The sequence below is a fragment of the Cytobacillus sp. IB215665 genome, from assembly GCF_033963835.1.
Classification (GTDB): Bacteria; Bacillota; Bacilli; order Bacillales; family SM2101; genus Nanhaiella.
In genome coordinates, this window is the sequence record NZ_JAXBME010000022.1 from 1 (window position 1) to 23,810 (window position 23,810).

A 23,810-nucleotide genomic window follows, 5' to 3' on the forward strand; every position below is an offset into this window, starting at 1 on the left:
TTTACAACGAGTAAAATTTCAACGGCTTTTTCATTTCAGAGGTGGGTTTTGTCCCAGCCTCTTTTTATTGTGCTAATGATAGGAATTACTAGGTGATGAAAGTTCATTGTGTGGGTACACATCTACCATTGTAATATAAATTGAAACGACGTATACGAGATCAGTATGAACGGTGTTTTGAGGTGGGTGAAAATATAAATTCTTATATTCTTTTCTCAATTTTATAGTTGAATTGCAAAGAAAAAGGACCTGTTTTAGGTCCGTATGTAATAGCTTTTATAATTAATATTAGTTGTTTATGATTGATTGTTATTTATTTGTACAAAGTAATAAACACGTAGACGATTAGAGTTCAGGTGCCTTCTACTTATAAAAGCTCATTTGGTTAGTTTATAGAAAAAAACTATTTATATTTGAGATTAAAAGTATTTGATGTAACTGGAACTTCATTACATTGTAGGTGTATATCATTTCCTATATTTTAAATTAGTTGGCTACGAAATTTTAACTCTCTTTTTTGTTGTTGTCCATTTACCTCGACTAGGACTGCGTACTAAATTGTTGAATGCTAGTACGTGAAGGTCTCGTTGAATTGTTCTTTGAGTTGTTCCGAATTCTTCTACTAGCTCCTTTGTTGTGACAGTTCCTTTTTCATTAATAAACATGTAAACTGATTTAATACGAGTTAGCATACGATCTGTTGTAGGTTTCAAAAAACCACTCCTTATAGTATGGTTTCGCATAGTACAACGTACTCATCTAGCTGTATTCATGTTTTACTGTCATACGTATATATTTATTTTACACAAAAAAAAGAGAAAAAAACCATAAAAATTTATAATTTACAAAATAATTATACATTTTTGTGGTTTTTAATAAGACACATACACTACCTAGTAATATATTATGATTCATTTGTAAAGGCCGTTTTCGCAATGATTGTTACTTTTCGTACTAAGAAATAAATACGTATCAACTCATTTAATTTTGGTGTGAAATTTTTGCTGTTCTAAATTAATCTCAAAAGCAACAAAGTTTACGAAAAGAGCCTCTGTAATAACTTAGCCCTCTAATTGAGGAAACCTTTTTTATGTTTAACCGTATAAGAATTAGGGGGAGATATACATGCAATTACTCGATGTGAATATTAATAAAGCAGGCTACGATGCACAAGACCTAATCATTTCAGACATCCGTTTTAGTTTGCAAAAAGGTGAATTAGTTGGATTAATTGGCCCAAACGGTGCCGGTAAAAGTACGACGATTAAAGCAATATTAGGAGTACTAAATTATTTAGAGGGGGATATTAATTTTAGTAATGAAACGACTTACGCATACATACCTGAACAGCCAATTTTTTACGATGAACTTACTTTATGGGAGCATTTAGACTTAGCTGCCTCGACTATGAATATTGATGATCAAACATTTAAAAATCGAGCAGATCATCTTCTAGAAGTGTTTAAGCTTAATCATGTCATTCATCAATTGCCTAGCACCTTTTCTAAAGGCATGCAGCAAAAAGTAATGATTATTATAGCGTTTTTAATTAAGCCATCCATTTTCATTATAGATGAACCTTTTATAGGTTTGGATCCACGCGCCGTAAAAGACTTGTTATTTCTGCTTGATAAAGAGAGAGAGCAAGGAGCTAGTATTCTTATGTCAACACATGTATTAGATACAGCTGAAAAAATTTGTGAACGATTTTTACTTGTTTCTAATGGAGAGTTGCTTGCAAATGGAACGATGCAAGACATTAGAAATAAAAGTGGATTAATAGATGGTTCTTTATTTGATTGCTTTTATCATCTAACAGAGGTGGATGATAATGATAGGAAGTAGTTTGTTTTTTGAAAGGTTGAAACGGGAATGGAAGTTTCAATGGGGGATTTTTCGTTCGATTGCGGATTGGACGATTATTGTTTATATAATCATACCTACATTATTAGCATGTAGTTACATATATGGTTTATGGTGGATTACAATTCCAAGTTGGATCGTTCCTGTACCAGAGTTATATTTATTTTTAGTAATATATCTATATTGTTGGCTAGGTTCATGTAGATTTTTTATTGAGGAAGCTGATCAGCTTTTTTTAATTCAAAAGAAGCAAATCGTTAGGAATTTGAAAAAGTTAGCCGTCGGTTATAATGTCATAAGTAATAGTATTAAAATGAGTTTCATAATGATAATATTTGCACCCTTTTTGTTTATTCATTACAATTTGAACGTGCAAACAGTAATGATTACATTTATATTCTTTTTAAGTCTGAAACTTCTAATCTTAATGCTAAAAAAATGGCTATCATATTTTAAACGTAGCTGGCTTAAAAAGGGTATTTTATTAATATTGTTCTTAATATTAGGTAGTATCATAAGTTTTACAAATATGTTATTCATTCCTCAGTTCATCATTACGATGACGTTTGTATTTTTGCTAACATATTTATTTATAGTAAGACGAATGATTAGTCAAACTGGTACTTTCTTTGACGACGTTATTACGGAAAAAGAGGAAAAGTTAAAATTTGCAAGTACTATATTACAAATGTCAAAAATTGACCAGCCTTCGAGAATCAAAAGAAAGCGACCATTGTTGTTTAGTAAATCACAGCGAATTTTTTCATATTGGACTAAACAAAATACGCTCGTTGAAGTTTTTATAAAAATTCTATTGAGAAATAAGCAGTACATATTTTCGCTTTTAAGACTAATTGGTATTTCAGTACCTACAGTAATCATCGTTCCTGCTATTTGGTTGAAATGGTTATTATGTATTGGAATCATTATCGTCATAAAAATATGGCTAACATCGATGTGGGATCATATCCAAAATAAGCACTTTATTATGCATGTTAATCAAGATCAGAAGGAGCTTGCTCAAGCAAGAACAAAAGCAGTTAATATATTTTGGGTGCCGTCTATGCTGTTTATTATCTCACTATTATTAGGGGCCACAATGATTAGTCTTTAAACATTGCTTTTATAAATCAATCTTTAATCCACAATTATAGTTTGATAAGCTAAAAGAAGATGATCAAAAAATGAAAACTATTAAATCATTATCCTATGACTGTGGGAGAGGGGGGGAATTGTGATTATCATTAAAAAGATAATTGTCAAATTAGTAAGGTTTAATAATTGGATTTTATTTACTTCGACAATTGCACTAATAGCATGTAGTTCACTTATTATGATGTATCTAGAGCCAGAAACATTTACGACACCTTTTGAAGGTGTATGGTGGGTGATGACAACTGTCACAACTGTAGGATACGGTGATCTCTATCCTGTCTCTACGCTAGGAAGAATATATGCTATATTTCTTTATTTAGTTGGAATTGGTTTAATTGGTGTCATTATTGGTAAGATTGTTGACTTCTTTGCTACATTCAGAAAGAAGAGGGAGGAAGGAAGAGTGCATTATAAAGGTGAAAATCATCTAGTTATAATCGGCTGGTCAAGAAAATCAAATTTTGCCATCGAAGAAATTCTACAATCAGAAAGTAAAATTGAGTTAGTCATCATTGATACACTGGAAAAGTCACCGATCATAAATGATAGGGTTCACTATGTGCAAGGTTATGCTGCTGATAATGAAACGCTGTCGAAGGCAAATATTTCGAAGTGTAAAGCAGCTATTATCTTTGCTGATGACTCCATTCAAGATGTTCAATTAATTGATGGAAAATCATTGCTTATTGCTACTGCAATTGAACGTCTTGTTCCTAATATACATACTACTGTGGAAATTCTATCGGAGGAACATATACAGAATTTTGTCCATGTAAAGGTAGATGAATTTGTCTTAACCCATGAAACTGTCTCGCGTATGGCTGTTCGTTCTGCATTTACAAAAGGCATATCTGCTGTTTATACTCAATTGATAAGCAGAAACGTTGGTGACGATCTATATCAAATTAGGGCAAAGTCTGAGTGGAAAACGTATCGTGATGCTTTCGAACAGTTGTTAGAAGCAGGTGCGACTTTAATCGCAGATCAGGATAAACTAAATATAAATCGCATGTTAGATAAACCTATTCCTAAGAATACATACTTATATGTCATTTGTGATAAAAATACATACCAAAAGATAAGTTAGCAGGAGCAAAAATTATAGAAGAGGTGAAGATGATGGTTGAGCAAATAAATTGGTTAGCCGAGGTTAACAAGCAAAAAGATAGCATCATTCAGACAACGCAGGAGTTATTAAAAATTAAAAGTATTTTAGACGAAGAGAATACATCAAAGGAATTCCCTTTTGGGGAAAACGTTGCTCAAGCTTTGCATTATTTACTTAACAAAGGTAGTGAAGATGGGTTTCAATCAAAGAATGTTGACAACTATGCTGGTCATATAGAATTTGGAGAGGGAGAAGAAAGCGTTGGTGTTCTATGTCATGTCGATGTTGTGCCTGAAGGTAGCGGTTGGTCAAGTGACCCATTTGGTGCAGAAATAAGAGACGGAAAAATCTATGCACGTGGTGCGATAGATGACAAAGGCCCAACGATTGCTGCATATTATGCTATGAAAATCGTTAAAGAACTTAGCTTACCATTATCACGTCGTGTCCGTATGATTATCGGTACAGATGAAGAAAGTAACTGGCGCTGTGTAGAGCACTACTTTAAGCACGAAGAAATGCCGACGATGGGATTTGCTCCAGATGCTGACTTTCCAATTATATATGCTGAAAAAGGAATAGCTGATATTCATATCATCAAGAAAAAAAATCAAAATCAAATATCATCACAAAACGATATCGTATTAGACAGCTTTCAATCAGGTAGCCGCTTTAACATGGTTCCAGAGTTCGCTGAAGCAAAGCTAACAATTAAAGGAGATGCTGAGCAAATACTGCAACATTTTGATTCCTTTAAATCTGAGAATAAGCTTCAAGGGAAGGGTTATGTTGAAAACACCGATATTATATTACAACTTGAGGGGAAATCTGCACATGGATCACTACCTCATCTCGGTATTAATGCTGGTATACATTTATTAAGCTTTTTGAAAAAAATACAGCTAGATGAGCAGGCTCAAGCGTTTGTTAGATTTGTTACTGATTATTTTGAAGAAGACACTAAAGGAAAAGCGCTTCACGTACAATTTGAAGATGATATAACGGGAGAACTGACAATCAATGCTGGGATATTATCTTATCATTGTAACGGTGAAAGCAAAATTGGGATAAATGTCCGTTACCCAGTAACAAACGATTTCGAAAAAACAAAATCATCAATAGAGGCAGCATGTGAGAAGTATGATATGACAGTACAAATTGTCTCACATATGGAGCCAAACCATGTGGATAAAGACCATGAATTAATAAAGACACTACAAAGAGTTTACCAAGAACAAACAGGTGAAGATGCTACTTTATTATCAATTGGTGGAGGGACGTATGCTCGTTCATTAGAAGCAGGAGTAGCTTTCGGACCATTATTTCCAGGGCGAGAAGAAACAGCACATCAAAAGGACGAATATATCATTATTGATGATCTATTAAAAGCAACAGCAATTTATGCACAAGCTATTTACGAATTAGCTCAATAATTTAAAATTGTCCGCAAGACATTAATTTGAAGATGTCTTGCGGACTAATACTGTATATAGACATAATAATAAGATTAGTGAAATTGCACACTAATTGATTTGTCGTTAGTTATAAGAAAGAATGGAATAATCTAATTGGATGGTGCTTTTTATGGAACTACTTATGAAACGAAACATCAACGTTCAATGGTACTTCGTCTTATTTTACTTTTTCGTTTTCTTTGGAATAGGATCTTTATATCCTCTTCTAGGTGTTTATTTAAAAGATGATATAGGATTAACTGGTACACAAATTGGTGTCATTATGTCAATTAGTCCTGTTGTAATGATTGTCATTCAACCTATGTGGGGAATGTTAAGTGATTATACACAAAAACCTAGACAATTGTTAACGTTAGCAATTGTATTGACAGGCGTAGTTGGCATTGTATATTCATATGCTTCATCATATATTATGTTTATTATAATTGCTGCATTATTAGCGGTCATGCAAAGTGCTATCGTTCCAATTTCAGATAGTATGACGCTGACATATACTGAAAGGTATCGTAAAAATTATGGGTCTATTCGTTTATGGGGAGCGATTGGTTTTGCTTTCTCTGTATTTATTGTTGGTAAATTAGCTGATATCTATGGTTTAGGTGTTATTTTTTTTGCTTTTGCAATTATATTATTTATTTCAGCCCTTTTTGCAATAAAGTTACCAAATGAAAGCCAATCTATGAAAGTAAATCTTAGAGCAGGTCTCTCTCAACTCATTCGATTGCGAAGATTTGTTTTGTTCTTATTAACCACTTTCCTTATTTTTGGTCCTATTCATGCAAATAACACTTACTTTGGTATTTTAATTACTGAAATGGGTGGTTCAACTGGACAGGTAGGGATGGCCTTTCTTTTAGCTGCTGGTAGTGAAGCTCCATTTATGCTATTTGCAGGTCGGTGGATTAAACGTATTGGAATATTACAAGTACTTTTATTCGCTTCTTTTGTTTCTGGTGCAAGGTGGTTATTTTATTTTTTCGAACCGTCTCTAGCCGTTATCTATGCTACAACAATTGCACAAGGAATTTCTGTAGGCTTTTTTATTCCTGCTGCCCTGCAGTATGTGAGAGATATTGCCCCTAGTAAAGTTCGTGCAACAGCTATTTCTCTTTATTCAGCTGCGGGGATTGGCTTAGGATCATGGTTTTGTAATTTTTTTGGAGGTGTCATTTTAGAGCGTTTTTCAATAAATAATGTCTATTTATTTTTTAGTCTTCTGACTGTTGTAGGATTAATTACATTACTTTTTGTTATAATTATTGATAATAAAAGACGAACAGTAAGCTAATTATCTTAGTACGAAAAACAACTTTTTATAAGGCTGTTTTCGCATTGATTGTTGTTTTTCGTATTAAGAAGTAAACACGTACATAAGTAGAGTTCGTGGCATCTTTTCTTCAGTACAACAATGATTAACAATATAAAACCACTTTTTATAGGACTAATTTGATAACAATAGCAGTATGTTTACGTAAAGAGCCTTTTATAATTACTAAGAACAGCTTGAAGAAGATTTGTGAGTTTGTCATTTTTTAGTTAAACAAAGAAGACGCTTTCAAATTTAGTTATATGTGCTTTTAGTCTTTGTACGGTACAATATTTGTGCTAATTATATTCTAAAGAGCTAAGACAAATTAAATTAGATAGGTGAGAATAATGGGTAGAAAACCACATTATTTTTTGGCAATTGGCTTACCAGATGAAACGAAAAGAGAATTATATTTAAATAAAGAAAAAATTAAATATCATTTTCCTTTTAAGTCGTGGGTTCATGAACAGGATTATCATATTACATTAGCATTTTTAGGAAGTATAGAAGATCCGCAGCAATTATTAGCATTGACAGAAAAAGTTTCAATAATCGCTGAACAATACAATCGCTTCATGCTTGAGCTTACGTCTTTCGGTACATTTGGACAAGATGAACATCCACGCATTTTATGGTATGGAATACATAACAATGAAACTCTTTTTTTGCTGCAGAAGGATATATACAAAGCATGTATTGAACTAGGTTTCTTACTAGATACACGCCCGTATTCCCCTCATATTACTATAGGGAGGAAATGGAGGGGTGAAAAAATATTTAATATAAAAACGCTAAACAACGCGTCATGGCTTTTAACTAATCATAAGGTATTTAAAGTCAATCAACTTTCACTCTATCAGACCGATATAGAAAGCATACCAAAATATAAGCCGATCAAGTTTTTTTCGCTTGAAAATAATCGTAAATAAATATTAATGAAAATAGCAACAAAGCTTAGGAAAAGAGCCTTAGGAGATTATATAAGGCTGTATTCGCCTTAATTCTTTTCGTATAAAGCTAAACTTGTATGTAACTAAAGTTCGGGGCATCTTTTCTACTCTAATGAACATAGATACTCTATAATACACATCAGTGACTGAAAAGTTAGTATAAATAGAAACAAAGTTAACGAAAAGAGCCTTAGTTAAAAATACGAGTAATGATACTCACAACAAGTTTCCAGCAATATAATAGTTAATACGGTTGTTGAACTTCGCATAAACTTGTGAGAGAGATATAAAATGATGGAAACTTCAAGTTGAAAGTTGGTGAAAGTGATGGGACAACTTATAAAACTTCAAGATTATGTTTCACGATATGAAATTGATACTTATCGTTATCCAAGTCAATATATTAGAATGAAAAAGCAGCAATGGAATGGAATTCGGGTAGCTTGGGAAAACGGAGATTTAGCTGCAAAGGAAGATTTTGATCATGAAAATGATACTGGCTGGGATTCTTTACTAGATAATAAAGATGACAATATTCTATTGAAGTTAAAATCTATGTTTCAACGTAAGCAAAGGGATTCTCAAATAAATAATAACTTAGTTAATCATGAGGAGAATAATGATAATAAGGTTGAATGGCGGCTGTTTCATAAAGACAATAGTCCTGAAACATTAGAAGAGTTAATGCAACTATTTCTAGACCGTTTGTTCCAGATTCAACTAAAGTGGGCTAGTTCAACGATTCGAGAAAAGTCGTTAATTGATCGAGATTTTTTTCATAATCAAGAAATTAAATTTTTCCTTCAAAGATTTCCTGATACGTTCTTAGTTTTATATAAGCCTATTTTTTTAGCAAAGCAGGCACCTGTTGAATTTGATATTGTCGTTATTACTCCTATTCAAACGTATTGTATTGCATTATTAGAAGATGAAAAAGACAGTGTATTTATTGGTTCCCACAAACGGTTTTGGCTAAAAAAACATGAGGGAAAAGATAATAAAGTGTTATCACCTACAATATCTTTAAATCGAATGGAAAAAATCATACGAAACATATATGATATTCATGAAATTGAGATGCCGGTTAAAAAAATAATATTGAATCGTTCTGGATATGTTGATTATCTTGATAAACCAATCGATCTTGAAATCATTGAAAAAAGAAATTATAACGATTGGTTTAATCAGCAAAGAAAGATGGTTTCACCGTTAAAACATATTCAATTGAAGGCGGCTCAGTCATTATTGTCCTATTGTCAAACGTCATCTATCAAACGCTATGAATGGGAAGATGATCATACAGATCTAATGAAATTAACATAGAAGGTAGATACTATGAAAATTCTTTTTTTTATTGTAAATATTGCAGCTGGAAACGGCAAAGCAAAAACAATCTGGAACGAGGTCAAACATGAGCTCGGAAAACAAAATATCGAATATCGATCTTTTTTGACGAACTCACCTGGACATGCAGAGCAGTTGGTGAAAGGGATTGTTAAGAGACATCCGTGGAAGGTTGCTGGCATTGTTGTAGTTGGTGGTGATGGAACAATGCATGAAGTAATTAACGGTTTAGCAGGCTTTTCTAAGATAAATGTAGGCTTTATTTCGGCAGGATCAGGAAATGATTTTGCGAGGGGCTTTTCAGTTCCTCAAGCACCATTAGAGGCTCTAAAACATATAATAGATGATAAAGAATCAAGTTATTCTTTATTTGATTTAGGGCAATATACCATAAGTAACCCTCTAAAGAAATTACGATACTTTGTTAATAATTTGGGGGTTGGCTTTGATGCTGAAGTTGCTAGCAAAGCGAATAAATCGCACTTAAAAAAACGCTTAAATAAAATTGGCTTCGGATCACTTATATACGTCATAATTCTAATACAAACTTTATTTACTTATAAAAGATCAGATGTAACTATTACGATAGATGGAAATATTCATCGTTTTAAAAATGTCTGGTTTATGACTGTTTCCAATCAAGCATATTATGGTGGAGGGATGAAAATATCTCCACGTGCACTACCAAATGATGGAATATTAGATGTAACAATTGTTCATAATGTATCACGTATAAAGTTATTAGCGGTATTTATGAGCGTGTTTTTTGGTCTGCACACAAAGTTTAAAGGAGTAAATATGAAATCAGGTAAGTGTATTGATATTTCAAGTAGAGACTCACTTTTAGTACATGCTGACGGAGAGATAGTAGGCATGTCACCAGTAAATGTAAAAATACAGAACAAAGCAGTCTCCTTTTATACGACTCACTCTGTAGGAAAATCACATGGAGAAATAATTAGGAGTGAATGAATTTGTTACAGATTAGACGTACCTACGAGGCATTTTTAGATGAAATGAATTTGATCACGATTATTATGCCAAAAATATATAGACAAGGGTTGTCTAACTCTTTTACACTCCAAGGTGACGAGGATGTTAACGAACAATTACAAATATGTTCTACATTTGATGATAATTTGTATATAAAGTATGAATGTAAAGCAGCTTGTCAGATAGAAGTCGGTAAATCATATGCTGTTTATGATGATGAAGGCTGTAGTACTGATTTACAGGTTGGGGCTGTTATTAGAACATCTGAATTTGATGAGCTATATGCTTATGATGGGAATGATTTAGGAGTTACATTTTCTAAAAAATATTCACTGTTTAAATTATGGGCTCCAAGTGCAACGAAGGTGAAATTAAAAATAACGAATCCCATTGATAACGAGAAGAAATATTACGAGATGAATCGTGGAAATCATGGAGTATGGGATATATTAATACATGATGACCTAGAAGGTGTATATTACTCATACCTTGTTTGTGTAAATCTTATATGGAAGGAAGCCATCGATCCGTATGCTGTAGCTATATCTGTAAATAGTGAGTATGGTGTCATTGTCGATTTTAAAAAAACAGCTGTGCAAGATTATGAATTGCCACCTTTAGAGCATGCAACAGACGCGGTTATTTATGAAATCCATACACGGGATTTTTCTACACATCCTAATAGCGGTATTAACGAGAAAGGTAAGTATAAAGGACTAATTGCATCACAAACTTCTGAAAGTAGTGGTTCATATACAGGATTTTCTTACTTGGTAGATTTAGGTATTACACATGTAGAACTAATGCCTTGTAATGATTTTGCTGGTGTGGATGATCTTACTCCAGAAAAAACATATAATTGGGGATACAATCCACTACACTATAATGCTCCAGAAGGTAGCTATTCTAGTAATCCTCAAAATCCTTACAATCGTATTAATGAGTTAAAAAAAGTAATTACTACTTTTCATAAAAATGGCTTAAGAGTCGTGTTGGATGTCGTATATAATCACGTATATATTCGAGAACAATCATCGTTCGAAAAAATCGTGCCAGGGTATTTTTTTCGACACGATGAGAATGGTCTTCCATCAAATGGAACGGGTGTTGGCAATGATATTGCATCAGAACGAAGAATGGTGAGAAAGTTCATTATTGACTCTGTTCTCTTTTGGCTTAATGAGTACCATATTGATGGCTTTCGTTTTGATTTAATGGGTATTTTAGATGTTGATACGATGAATAGAATTAGAACAGCTGTAGATGAGATTGATTCAAGTATCATTTTATTCGGAGAAGGCTGGGATTTACCAACATCCCTGCCAACTGAAATGAAAGCTACAATACAAAATGCAAAAAAACTCCCTAGAATTGGACATTTCAATGACCAATTTAGAGACCGTATAAAAGGTAGTACTTTTAAACTTGAAGATAAAGGGTTTTCTTTAGGTAATAGCTTTCAACTTGATAAGGTTAAGGAAGTTATTACGGGAAGTATAAGCTATAATCAAGCTAAGATAGGTATGTTTGATGAACCTGTACAATCAATTAATTATGTAGAATCACACGATAATCATACGATGTGGGATAAAATGCTTAAAAGCAACGCAGATGAAAATGAAGAAACTCGAATGAAAAGGCAGCGCTTAGCTACAGCAATCGTCCTTTTATCGCAAGGTATTCCATTTGTCCATAGCGGACAGGAATTTTTTCGTACTAAATTGGGTGTTGAAAATAGTTATAAATCACCTGATGAAATCAATTGGCTAGACTGGGATAGAAAAGTCATATATGAATCGAGTGTGCGTTATACGAAAGGTTTGCTGTTACTCCGAAAAAAGCATCGGGCCTTTCGATTTCCTGAATCCAGTCTAATTAGAAAACATTTAAAATTTATTACAGATAATGATCAAGTAATTGCTTACCAATTACTTGATGTTGCTAAATACGGTCCGTGGGCATATATTACTGTTATACACAATAGTAGTAAAGATGAACAATTGGTTAAAATAGATAGTGGAGAGGTTTGGGAAGCTGTTTGTCATGGGGATAAAACAGGTATTACACCGCTTATAAAAATGACAGGAAATCAAATAATCGTACCATCAATTAGTACATTGGTATTAATTCGTAATTAGAACTTGTTATTTTTACTTGACTAAAAAAGTAAAAGAGATATAAAATTTAAAGGATGGCTATTACTAAATATTCATATAGCCGTCTTTTTTATTCTAATGAAAAATAAGTATAACTTTTTCTGAGCTATTTTTCGTAGTTCATCTAAGATTAGATATAGCGCCTATCCCCAAGAGGTGACTTTTCTTATACAAGACGACATGTGTGTTGACATTGAGGGTGAAATAGTTGGAGCATATATTAGGTAATGAGTGGGAGATATATCCTGCTGGTGGAGCAACTGGAGAAGCATACTTTGCTCGATTCAATGAACGAAAATTATTTTTAAAACGTAATTCTTCACCATTTCTAGCTGTGTTATCAGCTGAAGGAATCGTACCTAAGTTGGTATGGACAAAACGTATGGCAAATGGTGATGTAATTACAGCTCAACAATGGTTGAACGGTCGCGAGTTAAAGCATGCGGATATGATTGATATTAGAGTTGTGGATTTATTACAGAAAATTCATAACTCGACAGAATTATTACGGATGCTTACACGGTTAGAGAAAAAACCACTGTTACCAGAGATGATTATAAATGAACTGTTAATTTATTTTCCTATTGAAGAAACAGAAATTCCGGACATCAAGTTTGCATTAACATTTTTACAGAAAGAGCTTCCAGCTATAGAATACAATAATAAAGTTGTTTGTCATTGCGATATTAATCATAATAATTGGTTATTATCTGAAACAAATGAACTTTATTTAATTGATTGGGATGGAGCGATGATAGCTGATCCTGCTATTGATATTGGCATGTTATTGTATCGTTATATTCCAAAGCATGAATGGAGCTCATGGCTTGAGCGTTACGGAATAGAACTGACTTCAAATTTACATGCAAGAATGAAGTGGTACGTTATCGCTCAAACATTAATGTCTATACATTGGTATAAAACGAAGAATAAAGAAAAAGAATTTCAAAACTGGTTAAGCTATTTAAATGAACTTTTATATATAGATAAATAAGGCAATCGGATTAATTTCCGATTGCCTCATATTATGTGATATAACAAAGGTTTTATCATAAACTTTGTTGCTGCTGGTATTAAAAATAGACAGTAAGATGTTACTTGCTTAAATCTAAGAGCAAAAAGCAACAAAACTATACGAAAACAGCCTAATTAAATTAGAACAGTAACAAATGATTTTAATTAGTTCTCATCTTTTTTAACAAGACAAGATTTAATGAACACTTGGTTATAAGTATCTATTCATTTGTCGAAAAGGAACAATTAATGCTAAAAAGAGCAGTGGTTTATGTTAATTGTGTAATGTCATCAACCCATTGAGACAACTCTTGTTGATGTGTAGAAATATGATTTTCTAAATTTTGGCTGTTCTTTCCGCTTTGGCTGTAATTATATATGTTCTCGAATGTATTATTCAACTCTAATTGACTGTTTGAGCTATTCATTAAAGACTTAACAAGACGTTCTACTTGTTCACATTCTGAAACAGTCCCACAGCAATCGGATAGATGGTTTTCTAAAATATCTTTTAATAAATTTATTTGATGATTTTGGTCTAGAGGCATTATGACACTTCCTTTATGTGATTTTATAAAATGATTTATTATTAGTGTTATTTATAATTATAGATGCAAGATCTTCATTAGCTGAGAGTGATATAAACCTTCAATAGCAGGGTGAAGCTATTGACAATGAATGATTAAAACCACGCTTTTCTTAAAGTATGTAATAAGACAGTTTTTATTCAATATGGAGGGAATTAACATGCGTTTACGTAATAAACCTTGGGCAAAAGACCACCTACTTCAATATCCTCAATTTGCAATACAAAACCCTGAGAATAATCAAGGGAAATGGCATGAGGTTTTTGGAAATAAGAATCCAATTCATATTGAAGTAGGAACAGGAAAAGGGAATTTTATTACAGAAATGGCGAGAGAACATCCACATATAAATTATATTGGGATCGAGGTCTATGAAAGTGTAATCGTGTCAGCACTTGATAAGCTAATTGAGGCTGATCTTCCAAATGTTAAAATAATTAATGCAAATGCAGTTGATTTAGCAGAGTATTTTGCTAAAGGTGATATTGAAAGGGTTTATTTGAATTTCTCTGATCCATGGCCAAAAAATCGACATGAGAAACGTAGATTAACATACCAGTCATTTCTACAATTATATGAAAATTTATTAGTTGACGGTGGAGAAATTCATTTTAAAACAGATAATCAGTCATTATTCGAGTATTCATTAATGAGCTTTTCAAAATATGACCTGCAGCTAACTTATGTTAGTTTGGACCTTCATAAAAGTGACTTTAAAGGCAATATAATGACTGAATATGAACAAAAATTTTCATCTAAAGGACAAAGAATTTACCGATGTGAAGTGAAATATTCGTGAAATAAGAGAGATAGACACATATGAGAACTCATATGTGTCTATTTTTGCTCTAAGTGTTAAAATGAATTAAATAGGAGAGGTGGGATAATATGGAGCAATTACGTCTTGGGAATTTTACATTAACATGGTTAAATGGTGGGGTAACTCATTTGGATGGTGGAGCTATGTTTGGCGTAGTACCAAGGCCTCTTTGGTCAAAGAAATACGCCGTAAATGACTTAAATCAAATTGAACTAAGGACTGATCCGATTTTAATACAATATGAACAAAATAACTACTTAATAGAGTCTGGGATCGGGAACAATAAATTAACGAGTAAACAATTACGTAATTTTGGAGTAATTGAAGAGTCGTCAATAGATCAATCCTTAGCAAAGCTAAATTTATCAACAGCCGATATTGATTTTGTATTAATGACGCATATGCATTTTGATCATGCTTGTGGTTTAACAAAATGGGAAGACGATAAGCTTATGCCTACATTCCCAAATGCACAAATTATTACATCTGAGGTTGAATGGCATGAAATGAAACATCCTAATATACGTTCAAAAAACACATATTGGGAAAACAATTGGGTTCCCATAGAAACACAGATTAGAACATTTACTGATGAAATTGAACTCGTCAAAGGCTTGAAGATGATTCATACTGGTGGTCATAGTGATGGCCATTCAATTATTGTCATTGAAGAGGGAGATGAAATGTTATTACATATGGCAGACTTAATGCCAACACATGCACATCAAAACCCATTATGGGTAATGGCATACGATGACTATCCAATGAATTCTATTGAACAAAAACAGGAATGGATGCAGTTTGGAATGAAAAAGGGAGCATGGTATAGCTTTTACCATGATGCATTATATCGAGCGATAAAATGGGATGAAGTGGGAGAAGTTATTTCTACAATTAAAAGAGAGAAATGAGTAGGGTCACATATCACCCACCACCTTTGAGTTAATTAAACTTTTTAATGGGAACTTAACGTAAACTATATTGTCTTATTTACAAAATTACAACAGCAAAATGAGATTTTACGTGCTAGCCATCTTTTTATAAAGGTAAAGATCCGACAAAACTCAGGTTATGTATGTCGTAACTGTTCTTACTTTACATGATAAAAACAAACTTATGAGAGCACTGCTTTCTAAAATAGCGAGTTTCACCATTTCTATTCACTATAGAAAATGGTGAAACTGATCTATACTATATACGTTTATTAAACTACTTCTAATATAGTACCTGTTTGTGCATCTACAATAAATGTATATTGTGTGCTTTGTCCATCCTCATTTCTACTAATACCGCCCTCATATACTCTGTAATTAATATGATCCTTTTTTATACTCTTTGGCGACATATTGATCCAAGACCCATTAATACTACCATTTTCCTTAAAAGCGTCTTTCGCTATCTTTAGCGCTTTTTCAGGTGATATTAAAGTGTTTGACATTGAATTTTGAACAACATACGCTCCTGCTAGTCCAACACCAATACCAAGAATAAACTTTTTCCAACCCATCTAAAATCTCTCCTTTGCAAATAAAAGTAGTGTTAATTCTTTTTAAGCAATATTTAGACGATTACGCTATTTTCTAGAATCAATATTTTTCTCTTTTAGATAATTTTACTAATATGTGTAATTTTAATCAAACGAATTTGAAGTGAAAAAGGTTGAAGTGGAAACAATATAAAAAATTCGCTACAATGAACGATGTACAAACTAAATATATACTTGCTATGTTTTCATCTGATTTATTCGAAGAGAGTATAATTGGTGTATGCTTGACAAGAAATCTATTAATGATTTAGTATACCTTGAATTTTTGTCGAATTGAAGAGTGGCAAATTGTGCATTAGTACACGATAAACCCTTTAAAACTATTTAAGAGCTACGACGAAATAGCACTAAAGAGAGGAAAATGACAATGAATAAAGACACACTAGATTTGTTTAAAACTTTAACGGAATTGCCAGGAGCACCTGGGAATGAGCATGCAGTTCGTAATTTTATGCGACAAGAAATTGAAAAATATTCAGATGAAATTGTTCAAGATGGACTCGGTAGTATTTTTGGTGTTAGGAGAGGAGATAAGAATGGTCCAACGATAATGGTAGCGGGCCATATGGACGAAGTAGGCTTTATGGTAACCCAAATTACTTCTAGTGGACTTATTCGTTTTCAAACACTAGGTGGTTGGTGGAGTCAAGTGTTACTTGCACAACGTGTACAGGTAATCACTGACAATGGTCCAGTCATTGGTGTAATTAGCTCAATTTCACCACATTTGTTGGAAGAGGAACAAAGAAATAAACCAATGAAAATAAAGGATATGCTAATCGATATTGGTGCAGACAATAGAGAGGATGCTTTGGAAATTGGAATTAGACCAGGTCAACAGATTGTGCCTTTCTCTCAATTCACACCTATGGCAAATAATAAGAAGATACTGGCTAAGGCATGGGATAATCGGTATGGATGTGGACTTTCGATTGAATTATTAAAGGAGCTAAAAGGTGAGCAATTACCTAATGTCCTTTTTTCAGGTGCAACCGTTCAAGAAGAGGTTGGATTAAGAGGTGCACAAACAGCCGCAAATATGATAAAACCAGACCTCTTTTTTGCTTTAGATGCCAGTGCTGCCAATGATACTACAGGGGATAAAAATGCATTTGGGCATCTTGGACAGGGAGCACTTCTCAGAATATTTGATCGCTCTATGATCACACATCGTGGTATGAGAGAATTTGTTTTAGATACAGCAGAATCAAATAACATCCCTTATCAATTTTTTGTTATGCCGACAGGTGGTACAGATGCAGGGAGAGTCCACATGTCTAATAATGGTGTACCTTCAGCTGTCATTGGAATATGTTCACGTTATATTCATACTCACGGTTCGATTATTCATGTCGATGATTATGCTGCAGCCAAAGAGCTAATAGTAACATTAGTAAAAGCGTGTGATCAAACAACGGTTGATACAATACGTAATAATAGCTAGGAAAGATATTTTCTCCAATAGGACTTTTCTATGATTATGACAAATTTAGTAAAGCTTTTGTCATACTCAACAATAGAAAATTATGATAGTATATAGGGTATGGCATAGGTATTTTGTCCGATAGAGAATGACCTATGTAGAAGAACAATAGAATTCATTTTTTAGCCAATCATCTTGTTTTTCAAAGGAGGAGAAAATAATCATATGAAAAAAATATTTAGCGTACTTTTCATAAGTATCCTTTCTCTTGTGCTATTTGGATGCAATGCTTCAATAGAAGAAGAAATTACACAAACAAAAGATCAAATGAAAACATTGTCTCAAAGTGAATCTTCTGAACCAAATAAAAGTAATGAACAATTTTCTTATTTTTTGCCGGATAACATGAGGATAGAAGATGATGAATCGTTAAATAATATTGTATTTATAGAAGGTAAACAGCATTATATCTTATTTGTTAATCCTCAAGAGGACGTTAAAAGTAAAGTATTGTATGAGGACATTAAGAAATCTGATGGTGACAATATAATTGATGAGACAATAGAAAGTGATAAGGGTTTTACCTATACTGTAGTGAATGAAACAGAAGATAAGTCGTATGAAGTAACTGTTGGAATTGGAGGAGTTAAAATGACGACTGTTACTAAAGCGAATGCTATCTCTGAGAGCGCTGAAAAAATGTTGAATATTGTTAATTCAGTTTCTGTTAAATAGTTTTTTTCTGAAAAGTGAGGAATTCGCAAAATGGCAACTGTCATTAGAATTCCTTTTTTTGTTAGACTCTGTTGTTACTATTTTTATTAAAAATAGACAATATGATGAGTTTTATGAGAGCTCATAATTGTAAAAGTAGAAAAGATACCATGTTAAATCAAGGTAATAACAAATGGCTGTTCGTATTAAATGTTGCTATTGTTTCTAAGATTTAAGCACATATTCAATAAAGAGGTTAAACTTTTTATGATACCTCATTTGATCACAAGGTAAGAAGAGCTTCATTGGTCTGAAACTAAGGTACCTTTGTAGGTTAAGTAAGTCCGCTTTGTTTTTCTTAAGTACTGTTTACTTGTATGAGATTAATTAGTTTGGTATGATCCGAATTAAGAAAATGAAAAGATGAAACATAGGGGGCATGAATTTATTATGCAAAAGTTAGAAAGTGTACAGCAGTATAATGAGGTTATTCAAAATGATAAAGTGATTCTCATGTTTTCCGCAGACTGGTGTCCTGATTGTCGAGTAATCGAACCTGTTCTTCCAGAAATTATGGAGAAATATAATACTTACTCATTTTATTATGTAGATCGGGACAAGTTTGTAGATTTATGTGTGGAACTAAATATATTTGGTATTCCTAGCTTTCTTGCATTTCACAACGGTGAAGAAGTTGGTCGGTTTGTAAGTAAAGATAGAAAAACAAAAGAAGAGATTGAGCAGTTTATTAATGAGTTGTAATTATATCTTTATAACCCTGAACAAATAAGATTATTAGAGAGAAGGGCGAGGTGGGATAAAGTTGAAGATGGACAGTAACAAAATGAGAAATAAGCTTACTGAAAGATTATCCCGTCCCAATTGGAACATAGTTTACGATCGTGAAAAGGATAATCTACGTATAGAAGATGTAAAAACAAAAAAAGGGCTGACTGTTTCATTACCTGGAATTATATCAAAATGGGAAAATGAGAAAGAAAAGGCGATCGATGAGGTTGTTTATTATATCGAGGAATCGTTAACAGTTATGAATGAGCAGCTGCATCTAGAAGGGAAAGAAAAGAATATTTTCCCGGTCATTCGCTCAACATCTTTTCCAACGAAATCAAATGAAGATTCTAAGTTAGTATTTGATGACCATACAGCGGAAACACGAATCTTTTATGCACTCGATTTAGGAAAGACATATCGGTTAATAGATGAAAAAATGTTAGATCAAGAAAATTGGAATATTGATCAAATAAGAGAAATTGCAAGATTTAATGTGCGATCTTTAGACGTCCCAGTTAAAGAAGATCAAGTTGCTAATAATATTTACTATTTTGTTAATTCTAATGATGGTTATGATGCTAGCAGGATATTAAACGAGCGACTTTTACAAACATTTGATGATAAAATAGAAGGCACGATGGTTGTTGCAGTACCACACCAAGACGTATTAATTATAGCAGATGTTAGAAATGAAACTGGGTATGATGTACTAGCTCAAATGACTATGAGCTTCTTCTCTAATGGGAGAGTCCCTATAACTGCACTTTCCTTTTTATATGAACAAGGAGATTTAGAACCGATATTTATTTTAGGGAAAAATAAGCGACAACATTAAATTTGTCACAGATAGATTTGATTTTTAGTCACTAGTCTAACTAGTGGCTTTTCTTATTTACTCCTTCGTTGTACACTTATAATAAGTGAGAGTAGAAAGTTAGTAATGAAAGAGTGATTTATGATGAATTGGATAAAAAAATTTTTCCAGCCTGATGAAGAGGAAATTGCTAACGAACATAATAGTAATGAAGAACTGACAAATGTCCGATACAATAACAAAATCGAAGCTAAAATGACATATAAGTATCCAAAAGGAAAATTTCGTTTTCCAGTCATCCCTGATGAGGAAGTTAGGTCATCTACAAAAACTGCATCACCAACTCCTGTACAAGAGGAAAAAAATATTAAACATCAAACTAGCAAAATGTCTCGTAAAGTTACGATCCAAAAAGAAATTAAAAAAACGCCCTTTCGTCCAACAGAAGTGGCTTCACCAATTTACGGTTATGCTCCACGAGAGGAACAAGAAGTAGTGGAGATTGAAATACCAGCCACTAAAGCTGAAGAAGTGCAATCTTCTGAGAATTTGATTACAAGTAATCTTGAAATAAAAACTGAACCGATTAATATGCTCTCAGATGCACCCATTGCAAGTAATGAAAAAGGTGAGCACGTAAATCAAGATTCCGAGTCGAGTATTACTGATATGAGCTCGAGCGATAACAACAATGTACAAGAAGAACAAGTGGATAATGAAGTTCAAGATAATGAAGTTCAAGGTAATCAAGTTCATGATATTGAAACGACTAATCATCATTCAAATGATGAGACAAGCAATCGTTTTCAGCCTAAGAAAAGAAGTCGAATTCCATTTAATGTTATCATGCTCAAACAGGATAAGAAGAAGCTTAAAAGCGAAAACAATACAACAGATAACAATAAATTAGGTGACAATAAAACGGATAACAATAATACAGATAAAAAAAATGGGTCATACCTTTTTCCACAGATCTCTTTATTACATAATCCACCTGAACAACAAACGAAAAATAGCGAATGGCTCAACCAACAGCGAGAGTTATTAGATCATACGTTAGCTAATTTTAAAGTAGGAGCTAGTGTTGTAAATGTGACACAAGGCCCATCTGTTACTAGGTTTGAAGTTCACCCGCAGCCGGGTGTTAAAGTAAATAAAATAACGAATTTAGCAGATGATATTAAATTAAGTTTGTCTGCGAAGGATATTCGTATCGAAGCACCTATACCAGGGAAAAATACTATTGGTATAGAAGTGCCTAACATAAAAAGTAAACCGGTGTATCTACGCCAAATAATAAAAAGCAAGCAGTTTACAGAGCAATCTTCAGCATTAACAGTCGCGCTTGGGTTGGATATTTCTGGTACTCCGATTGTCACTGATTTAAATAAAATGCCTCATGGTCTTATTGCTGGAGCAACTGGCTCAGGAAAAAGTGTCTGCATCAATGCGATGTTAATTAGTTTACTTTATAATGCAGCACCACATGAAGTAAAATTATTATTAATTGATCCAAAGATGGTTGAATTAGCGCCGTATAATCATATCCCTCATTTAGTTAGTCCTGTTATTACTGATGTAAAGGCAGCGACAGCAGCATTAAAGTGGGCGGTAGAGGAAATGGAGCGTCGCTATGAATTATTTGCTCATAGCGGTGTAAGAGACATTACTAGATACAACGAATTGGTTAAAAATAAACGAGAAGCAAGTGGAGAATTACCTTATCTAGTTATTATCATCGATGAATTAGCTGATTTAATGATGGTATCACCAGGTGATGTTGAAGAAGCGATTTGTCGTATCGCTCAAAAAGCAAGAGCATGTGGCATTCATTTAATAGTCGCAACACAGCGCCCTTCAGTTGATGTAATTACTGGCTTAATTAAAGCAAACATACCTACTAGAATCGCGTTTTCTGTATCGTCTCAAGTTGATTCTCGCACAATTATTGACACGAATGGAGCGGAAAAGCTATTAGGTAAAGGTGATATGTTATTTTTAGAAAATGGTTCATCGAAGACATTACGTGTTCAAGGGAATTTTGTATCTGATGATGAAATTGAGCAAATAGTTGGCCATGTAAAAAATCAAATGAAACCTTCTTACATTTTTCAAGAAGAAGAGCTGTTAAAAACAAGTGTTGTTAATGACAATAGTGATGATTTATTTTTACCAGCTTGTGAGTATGTAGTTGAACATGGTGGTGCTTCTACTTCAGCATTACAACGGAGCTTTCGAATTGGCTATAATCGTGCTGCCCGTTTAATCGATATGATGGAGGAACAAGGAATAATTTCAGAGGCAAAAGGAACAAAGCCGCGTGATGTTCTAATCGCGAGAGAAGAGCTTAGCTTGTTACAAGAAACTAGTACATCATAAAAAGAAATGGTATTCTGAATAATATAAACTAGTAGCATCAATAACTTATGTTTGCGTATTATGGTACATATTAGAATGATATAAGGAGTTCCTTAGGTATGAAAGAAATAGAATTAAAGTTACAAGGGAAAATTAGCAGACTTACTAATCAGACATTTAAGTTTGACGAACGTGTAAAAGACGGATGGTTTTCGGCTGTTTATTTTTTGAAAACAAAAGAAATCATTGAAAAGTTTAAGCCCGATAATATTGTTACGATGCAGTTCTTTCAGAAAAATCATGCAGTTTTATGTGGTACGGATGAAGTGATTGCACTATTAAATACATTTGTTGATAACCCACAAGAACTAGAAGTTTATTCTTTGAAGGACGGTGACAAAATTAGTCCTTTTGAAACTGTATTAACCATAACTGGTCCGTATCAAAGTTTTGGTTATTTAGAGGGAATTATTGATGGCATATTAGCACGAAGAACATCTGTTGCTACTAATGTATACAACGTTGTAAAAGCAGCAGGGTTATCTGGTATTCAAAAGCCAATTATATTTATGGGTGATCGCGATGATCATTTTACACAGCAAGCGGGGGATGGATACGCAGCTTATATAGGTGGTTCCACTGCACAAGCTACTCATGCGATGAATGAATGGTGGGGTAAAAAAGGTATGGGGACGATGCCACATGCTCTTATCCAGTTATTTGATGGTGACATTGTTGCAGCGACGAAGGCATATCATGATGTTTTTCAAGAAGAAGAGCTTATAGTATTGGTCGATTATAATAATGACAGTATAGTTGATGCTTTAAAAGTTGCTAGAGAGTTCGGAGAGAAACTGAAGGCTGTACGAGTTGATACATCCAGAACGATGATTGATCAATATTTTGTTAGACATCCTGAAGTCCTTGGTACATTTGATCCAAGGGGAGTAAACCCTCCACTTATATTTGCCTTAAGGGAAGCACTTGATCGAGAAGGATTTGATCATGTGAAAATAGTTGTGAGTGGCGGATTTAATGAAAAGAGAATTACTGAATTTGAAAAACAAAATGTACCAGTGGATATATATGGTGTAGGGAGCAGTTTATTAAAAATCCATATTGGTTTTACAGGAGACAATGTTTTATTGGATGGAGTTCCACAAGCAAAAGTGGGACGACGTTTTCGACCGAATGAAAGACTTGAAAAGGTTGAACTATAATAACAAAGGTAGTTTTTAAGTAGATGTTGATACTTCCGTTTATAAAAGAAAGTATCAACCAGATTTCGTGACATCTTTTTTTCAAAAACGACTTTAGCTATTTTAAACAGTTATAGAATAATCTTGCTTTAACTGTAGATGGTTTTATAACTGTAAGTATCTGTATTAC

General features: G+C 33.3%; 21 protein-coding genes. 18 read left to right on the plus strand and 3 right to left on the minus strand.

Going from position 1 to position 23,810, the window contains the following annotated elements:
* Nucleotides 1–494 precede the first annotated feature (494 nt).
* Nucleotides 495–713: a DeoR family transcriptional regulator gene (locus SLH52_RS20080; protein ID WP_214481683.1), complete on the minus strand. Its 219-nt coding sequence runs from the start codon at nucleotides 711–713 to the stop codon at nucleotides 495–497.
* A 412-nt stretch (nucleotides 714–1,125) separates the two neighbouring features.
* On the opposite strand from SLH52_RS20080, the gene SLH52_RS20085 reads away from it, so the two are divergent.
* From SLH52_RS20085 to SLH52_RS20130, 10 genes are all read left to right on the plus strand, one after another.
* Nucleotides 1,126–1,845, plus strand: coding sequence for an ABC transporter ATP-binding protein (locus tag SLH52_RS20085; RefSeq protein WP_320211017.1), 720 nt, complete (start codon nucleotides 1,126–1,128; stop codon nucleotides 1,843–1,845).
* Nucleotides 1,832–2,977: an ABC transporter permease gene (locus tag SLH52_RS20090; RefSeq protein ID WP_320211018.1), complete on the plus strand. Its 1,146-nt coding sequence runs from the start codon at nucleotides 1,832–1,834 to the stop codon at nucleotides 2,975–2,977. The genes SLH52_RS20085 and SLH52_RS20090 overlap by 14 nt, the downstream gene beginning before the upstream one ends.
* Nucleotides 2,978–3,097: 120 nt before the next feature.
* A complete protein-coding gene (locus SLH52_RS20095; RefSeq protein ID WP_320211019.1) occupies nucleotides 3,098–4,105 on the plus strand; it encodes a potassium channel family protein in 1,008 nt (335 codons plus the stop codon).
* Between the two features lie 29 nt (nucleotides 4,106–4,134).
* Nucleotides 4,135–5,559 carry a dipeptidase PepV gene (gene pepV, locus SLH52_RS20100; RefSeq protein ID WP_320211020.1) on the plus strand — a complete coding sequence of 475 codons (1,425 nt, stop codon included), beginning with the start codon at nucleotides 4,135–4,137 and terminating at the stop codon, nucleotides 5,557–5,559.
* A 151-nt stretch (nucleotides 5,560–5,710) separates the two neighbouring features.
* Nucleotides 5,711–6,889, plus strand: a complete 1,179-nt coding sequence (locus SLH52_RS20105) for an MFS transporter (protein ID WP_320211021.1) — start codon at nucleotides 5,711–5,713, stop codon at nucleotides 6,887–6,889.
* A 368-nt stretch (nucleotides 6,890–7,257) separates the two neighbouring features.
* Complete coding sequence (gene thpR / locus SLH52_RS20110; RefSeq protein ID WP_320211022.1) at nucleotides 7,258–7,839, plus strand: RNA 2',3'-cyclic phosphodiesterase; 582 nt, start codon at nucleotides 7,258–7,260, stop codon at nucleotides 7,837–7,839.
* A gap of 348 nt (nucleotides 7,840–8,187) precedes the next feature.
* Nucleotides 8,188–9,183: an NERD domain-containing protein gene (locus SLH52_RS20115; RefSeq protein WP_320211023.1), complete on the plus strand. Its 996-nt coding sequence runs from the start codon at nucleotides 8,188–8,190 to the stop codon at nucleotides 9,181–9,183.
* 12 nt (nucleotides 9,184–9,195) lie between these two features.
* The gene (locus tag SLH52_RS20120) at nucleotides 9,196–10,176 is read left to right on the plus strand and encodes a diacylglycerol kinase family lipid kinase (protein WP_320211024.1); all 981 of its coding nucleotides are present in this window, start codon (nucleotides 9,196–9,198) and stop codon (nucleotides 10,174–10,176) included.
* A 2-nt stretch (nucleotides 10,177–10,178) separates the two neighbouring features.
* A complete protein-coding gene (pulA, locus tag SLH52_RS20125; protein WP_320211025.1) occupies nucleotides 10,179–12,335 on the plus strand; it encodes a type I pullulanase in 2,157 nt (718 codons plus the stop codon).
* A 226-nt stretch (nucleotides 12,336–12,561) separates the two neighbouring features.
* Nucleotides 12,562–13,347 (plus strand): phosphotransferase family protein, encoded by a 786-nt coding sequence (locus SLH52_RS20130; protein WP_320211026.1) that lies wholly within the window; start codon nucleotides 12,562–12,564, stop codon nucleotides 13,345–13,347.
* 289 nt (nucleotides 13,348–13,636) lie between these two features.
* Here SLH52_RS20130 and SLH52_RS20135 read toward each other — a convergent pair whose 3' ends face one another.
* Nucleotides 13,637–13,915: a YtzH-like family protein gene (locus tag SLH52_RS20135; RefSeq protein WP_320211027.1), complete on the minus strand. Its 279-nt coding sequence runs from the start codon at nucleotides 13,913–13,915 to the stop codon at nucleotides 13,637–13,639.
* Between the two features lie 199 nt (nucleotides 13,916–14,114).
* On the opposite strand from SLH52_RS20135, the gene trmB reads away from it, so the two are divergent.
* Together trmB and SLH52_RS20145 are read left to right on the plus strand one after the other, a co-directional pair.
* On the plus strand, nucleotides 14,115–14,753 hold the full coding sequence (gene trmB, locus SLH52_RS20140) for a tRNA (guanosine(46)-N7)-methyltransferase TrmB (RefSeq protein WP_320211028.1): 639 nt from the start codon (nucleotides 14,115–14,117) through the stop codon (nucleotides 14,751–14,753).
* Nucleotides 14,754–14,842: 89 nt separating this feature from the next.
* Nucleotides 14,843–15,685 (plus strand): YtnP family quorum-quenching lactonase, encoded by an 843-nt coding sequence (locus SLH52_RS20145; protein ID WP_320211029.1) that lies wholly within the window; start codon nucleotides 14,843–14,845, stop codon nucleotides 15,683–15,685.
* 293 nt (nucleotides 15,686–15,978) lie between these two features.
* Here SLH52_RS20145 and SLH52_RS20150 read toward each other — a convergent pair whose 3' ends face one another.
* Entirely contained in the window at nucleotides 15,979–16,281 is a 303-nt protein-coding gene (locus SLH52_RS20150) for a PepSY domain-containing protein (protein WP_320211030.1), read from the minus strand.
* Between the two features lie 406 nt (nucleotides 16,282–16,687).
* On the opposite strand from SLH52_RS20150, the gene SLH52_RS20155 reads away from it, so the two are divergent.
* The 6 genes from SLH52_RS20155 (at nucleotide 16,688) to SLH52_RS20180 (ending at nucleotide 23,641) form a co-directional block, all read left to right on the plus strand.
* The gene (locus tag SLH52_RS20155) at nucleotides 16,688–17,764 is read left to right on the plus strand and encodes a M42 family metallopeptidase (protein WP_320211031.1); all 1,077 of its coding nucleotides are present in this window, start codon (nucleotides 16,688–16,690) and stop codon (nucleotides 17,762–17,764) included.
* Between the two features lie 204 nt (nucleotides 17,765–17,968).
* Nucleotides 17,969–18,478: a hypothetical protein gene (locus SLH52_RS20160; RefSeq protein ID WP_320211032.1), complete on the plus strand. Its 510-nt coding sequence runs from the start codon at nucleotides 17,969–17,971 to the stop codon at nucleotides 18,476–18,478.
* 429 nt (nucleotides 18,479–18,907) lie between these two features.
* Nucleotides 18,908–19,219 carry a thioredoxin family protein gene (locus SLH52_RS20165; RefSeq protein WP_214481667.1) on the plus strand — a complete coding sequence of 104 codons (312 nt, stop codon included), beginning with the start codon at nucleotides 18,908–18,910 and terminating at the stop codon, nucleotides 19,217–19,219.
* A 67-nt stretch (nucleotides 19,220–19,286) separates the two neighbouring features.
* The gene (locus tag SLH52_RS20170; RefSeq protein WP_320211067.1) at nucleotides 19,287–20,084 is read left to right on the plus strand and encodes a DUF1444 domain-containing protein; all 798 of its coding nucleotides are present in this window, start codon (nucleotides 19,287–19,289) and stop codon (nucleotides 20,082–20,084) included.
* 123 nt (nucleotides 20,085–20,207) lie between these two features.
* Nucleotides 20,208–22,442, plus strand: a complete 2,235-nt coding sequence (locus tag SLH52_RS20175) for a DNA translocase FtsK (RefSeq protein ID WP_320211068.1) — start codon at nucleotides 20,208–20,210, stop codon at nucleotides 22,440–22,442.
* A gap of 98 nt (nucleotides 22,443–22,540) precedes the next feature.
* Nucleotides 22,541–23,641: a nicotinate phosphoribosyltransferase gene (locus SLH52_RS20180; RefSeq protein ID WP_320211033.1), complete on the plus strand. Its 1,101-nt coding sequence runs from the start codon at nucleotides 22,541–22,543 to the stop codon at nucleotides 23,639–23,641.
* Nucleotides 23,642–23,810 lie beyond the last annotated feature (169 nt).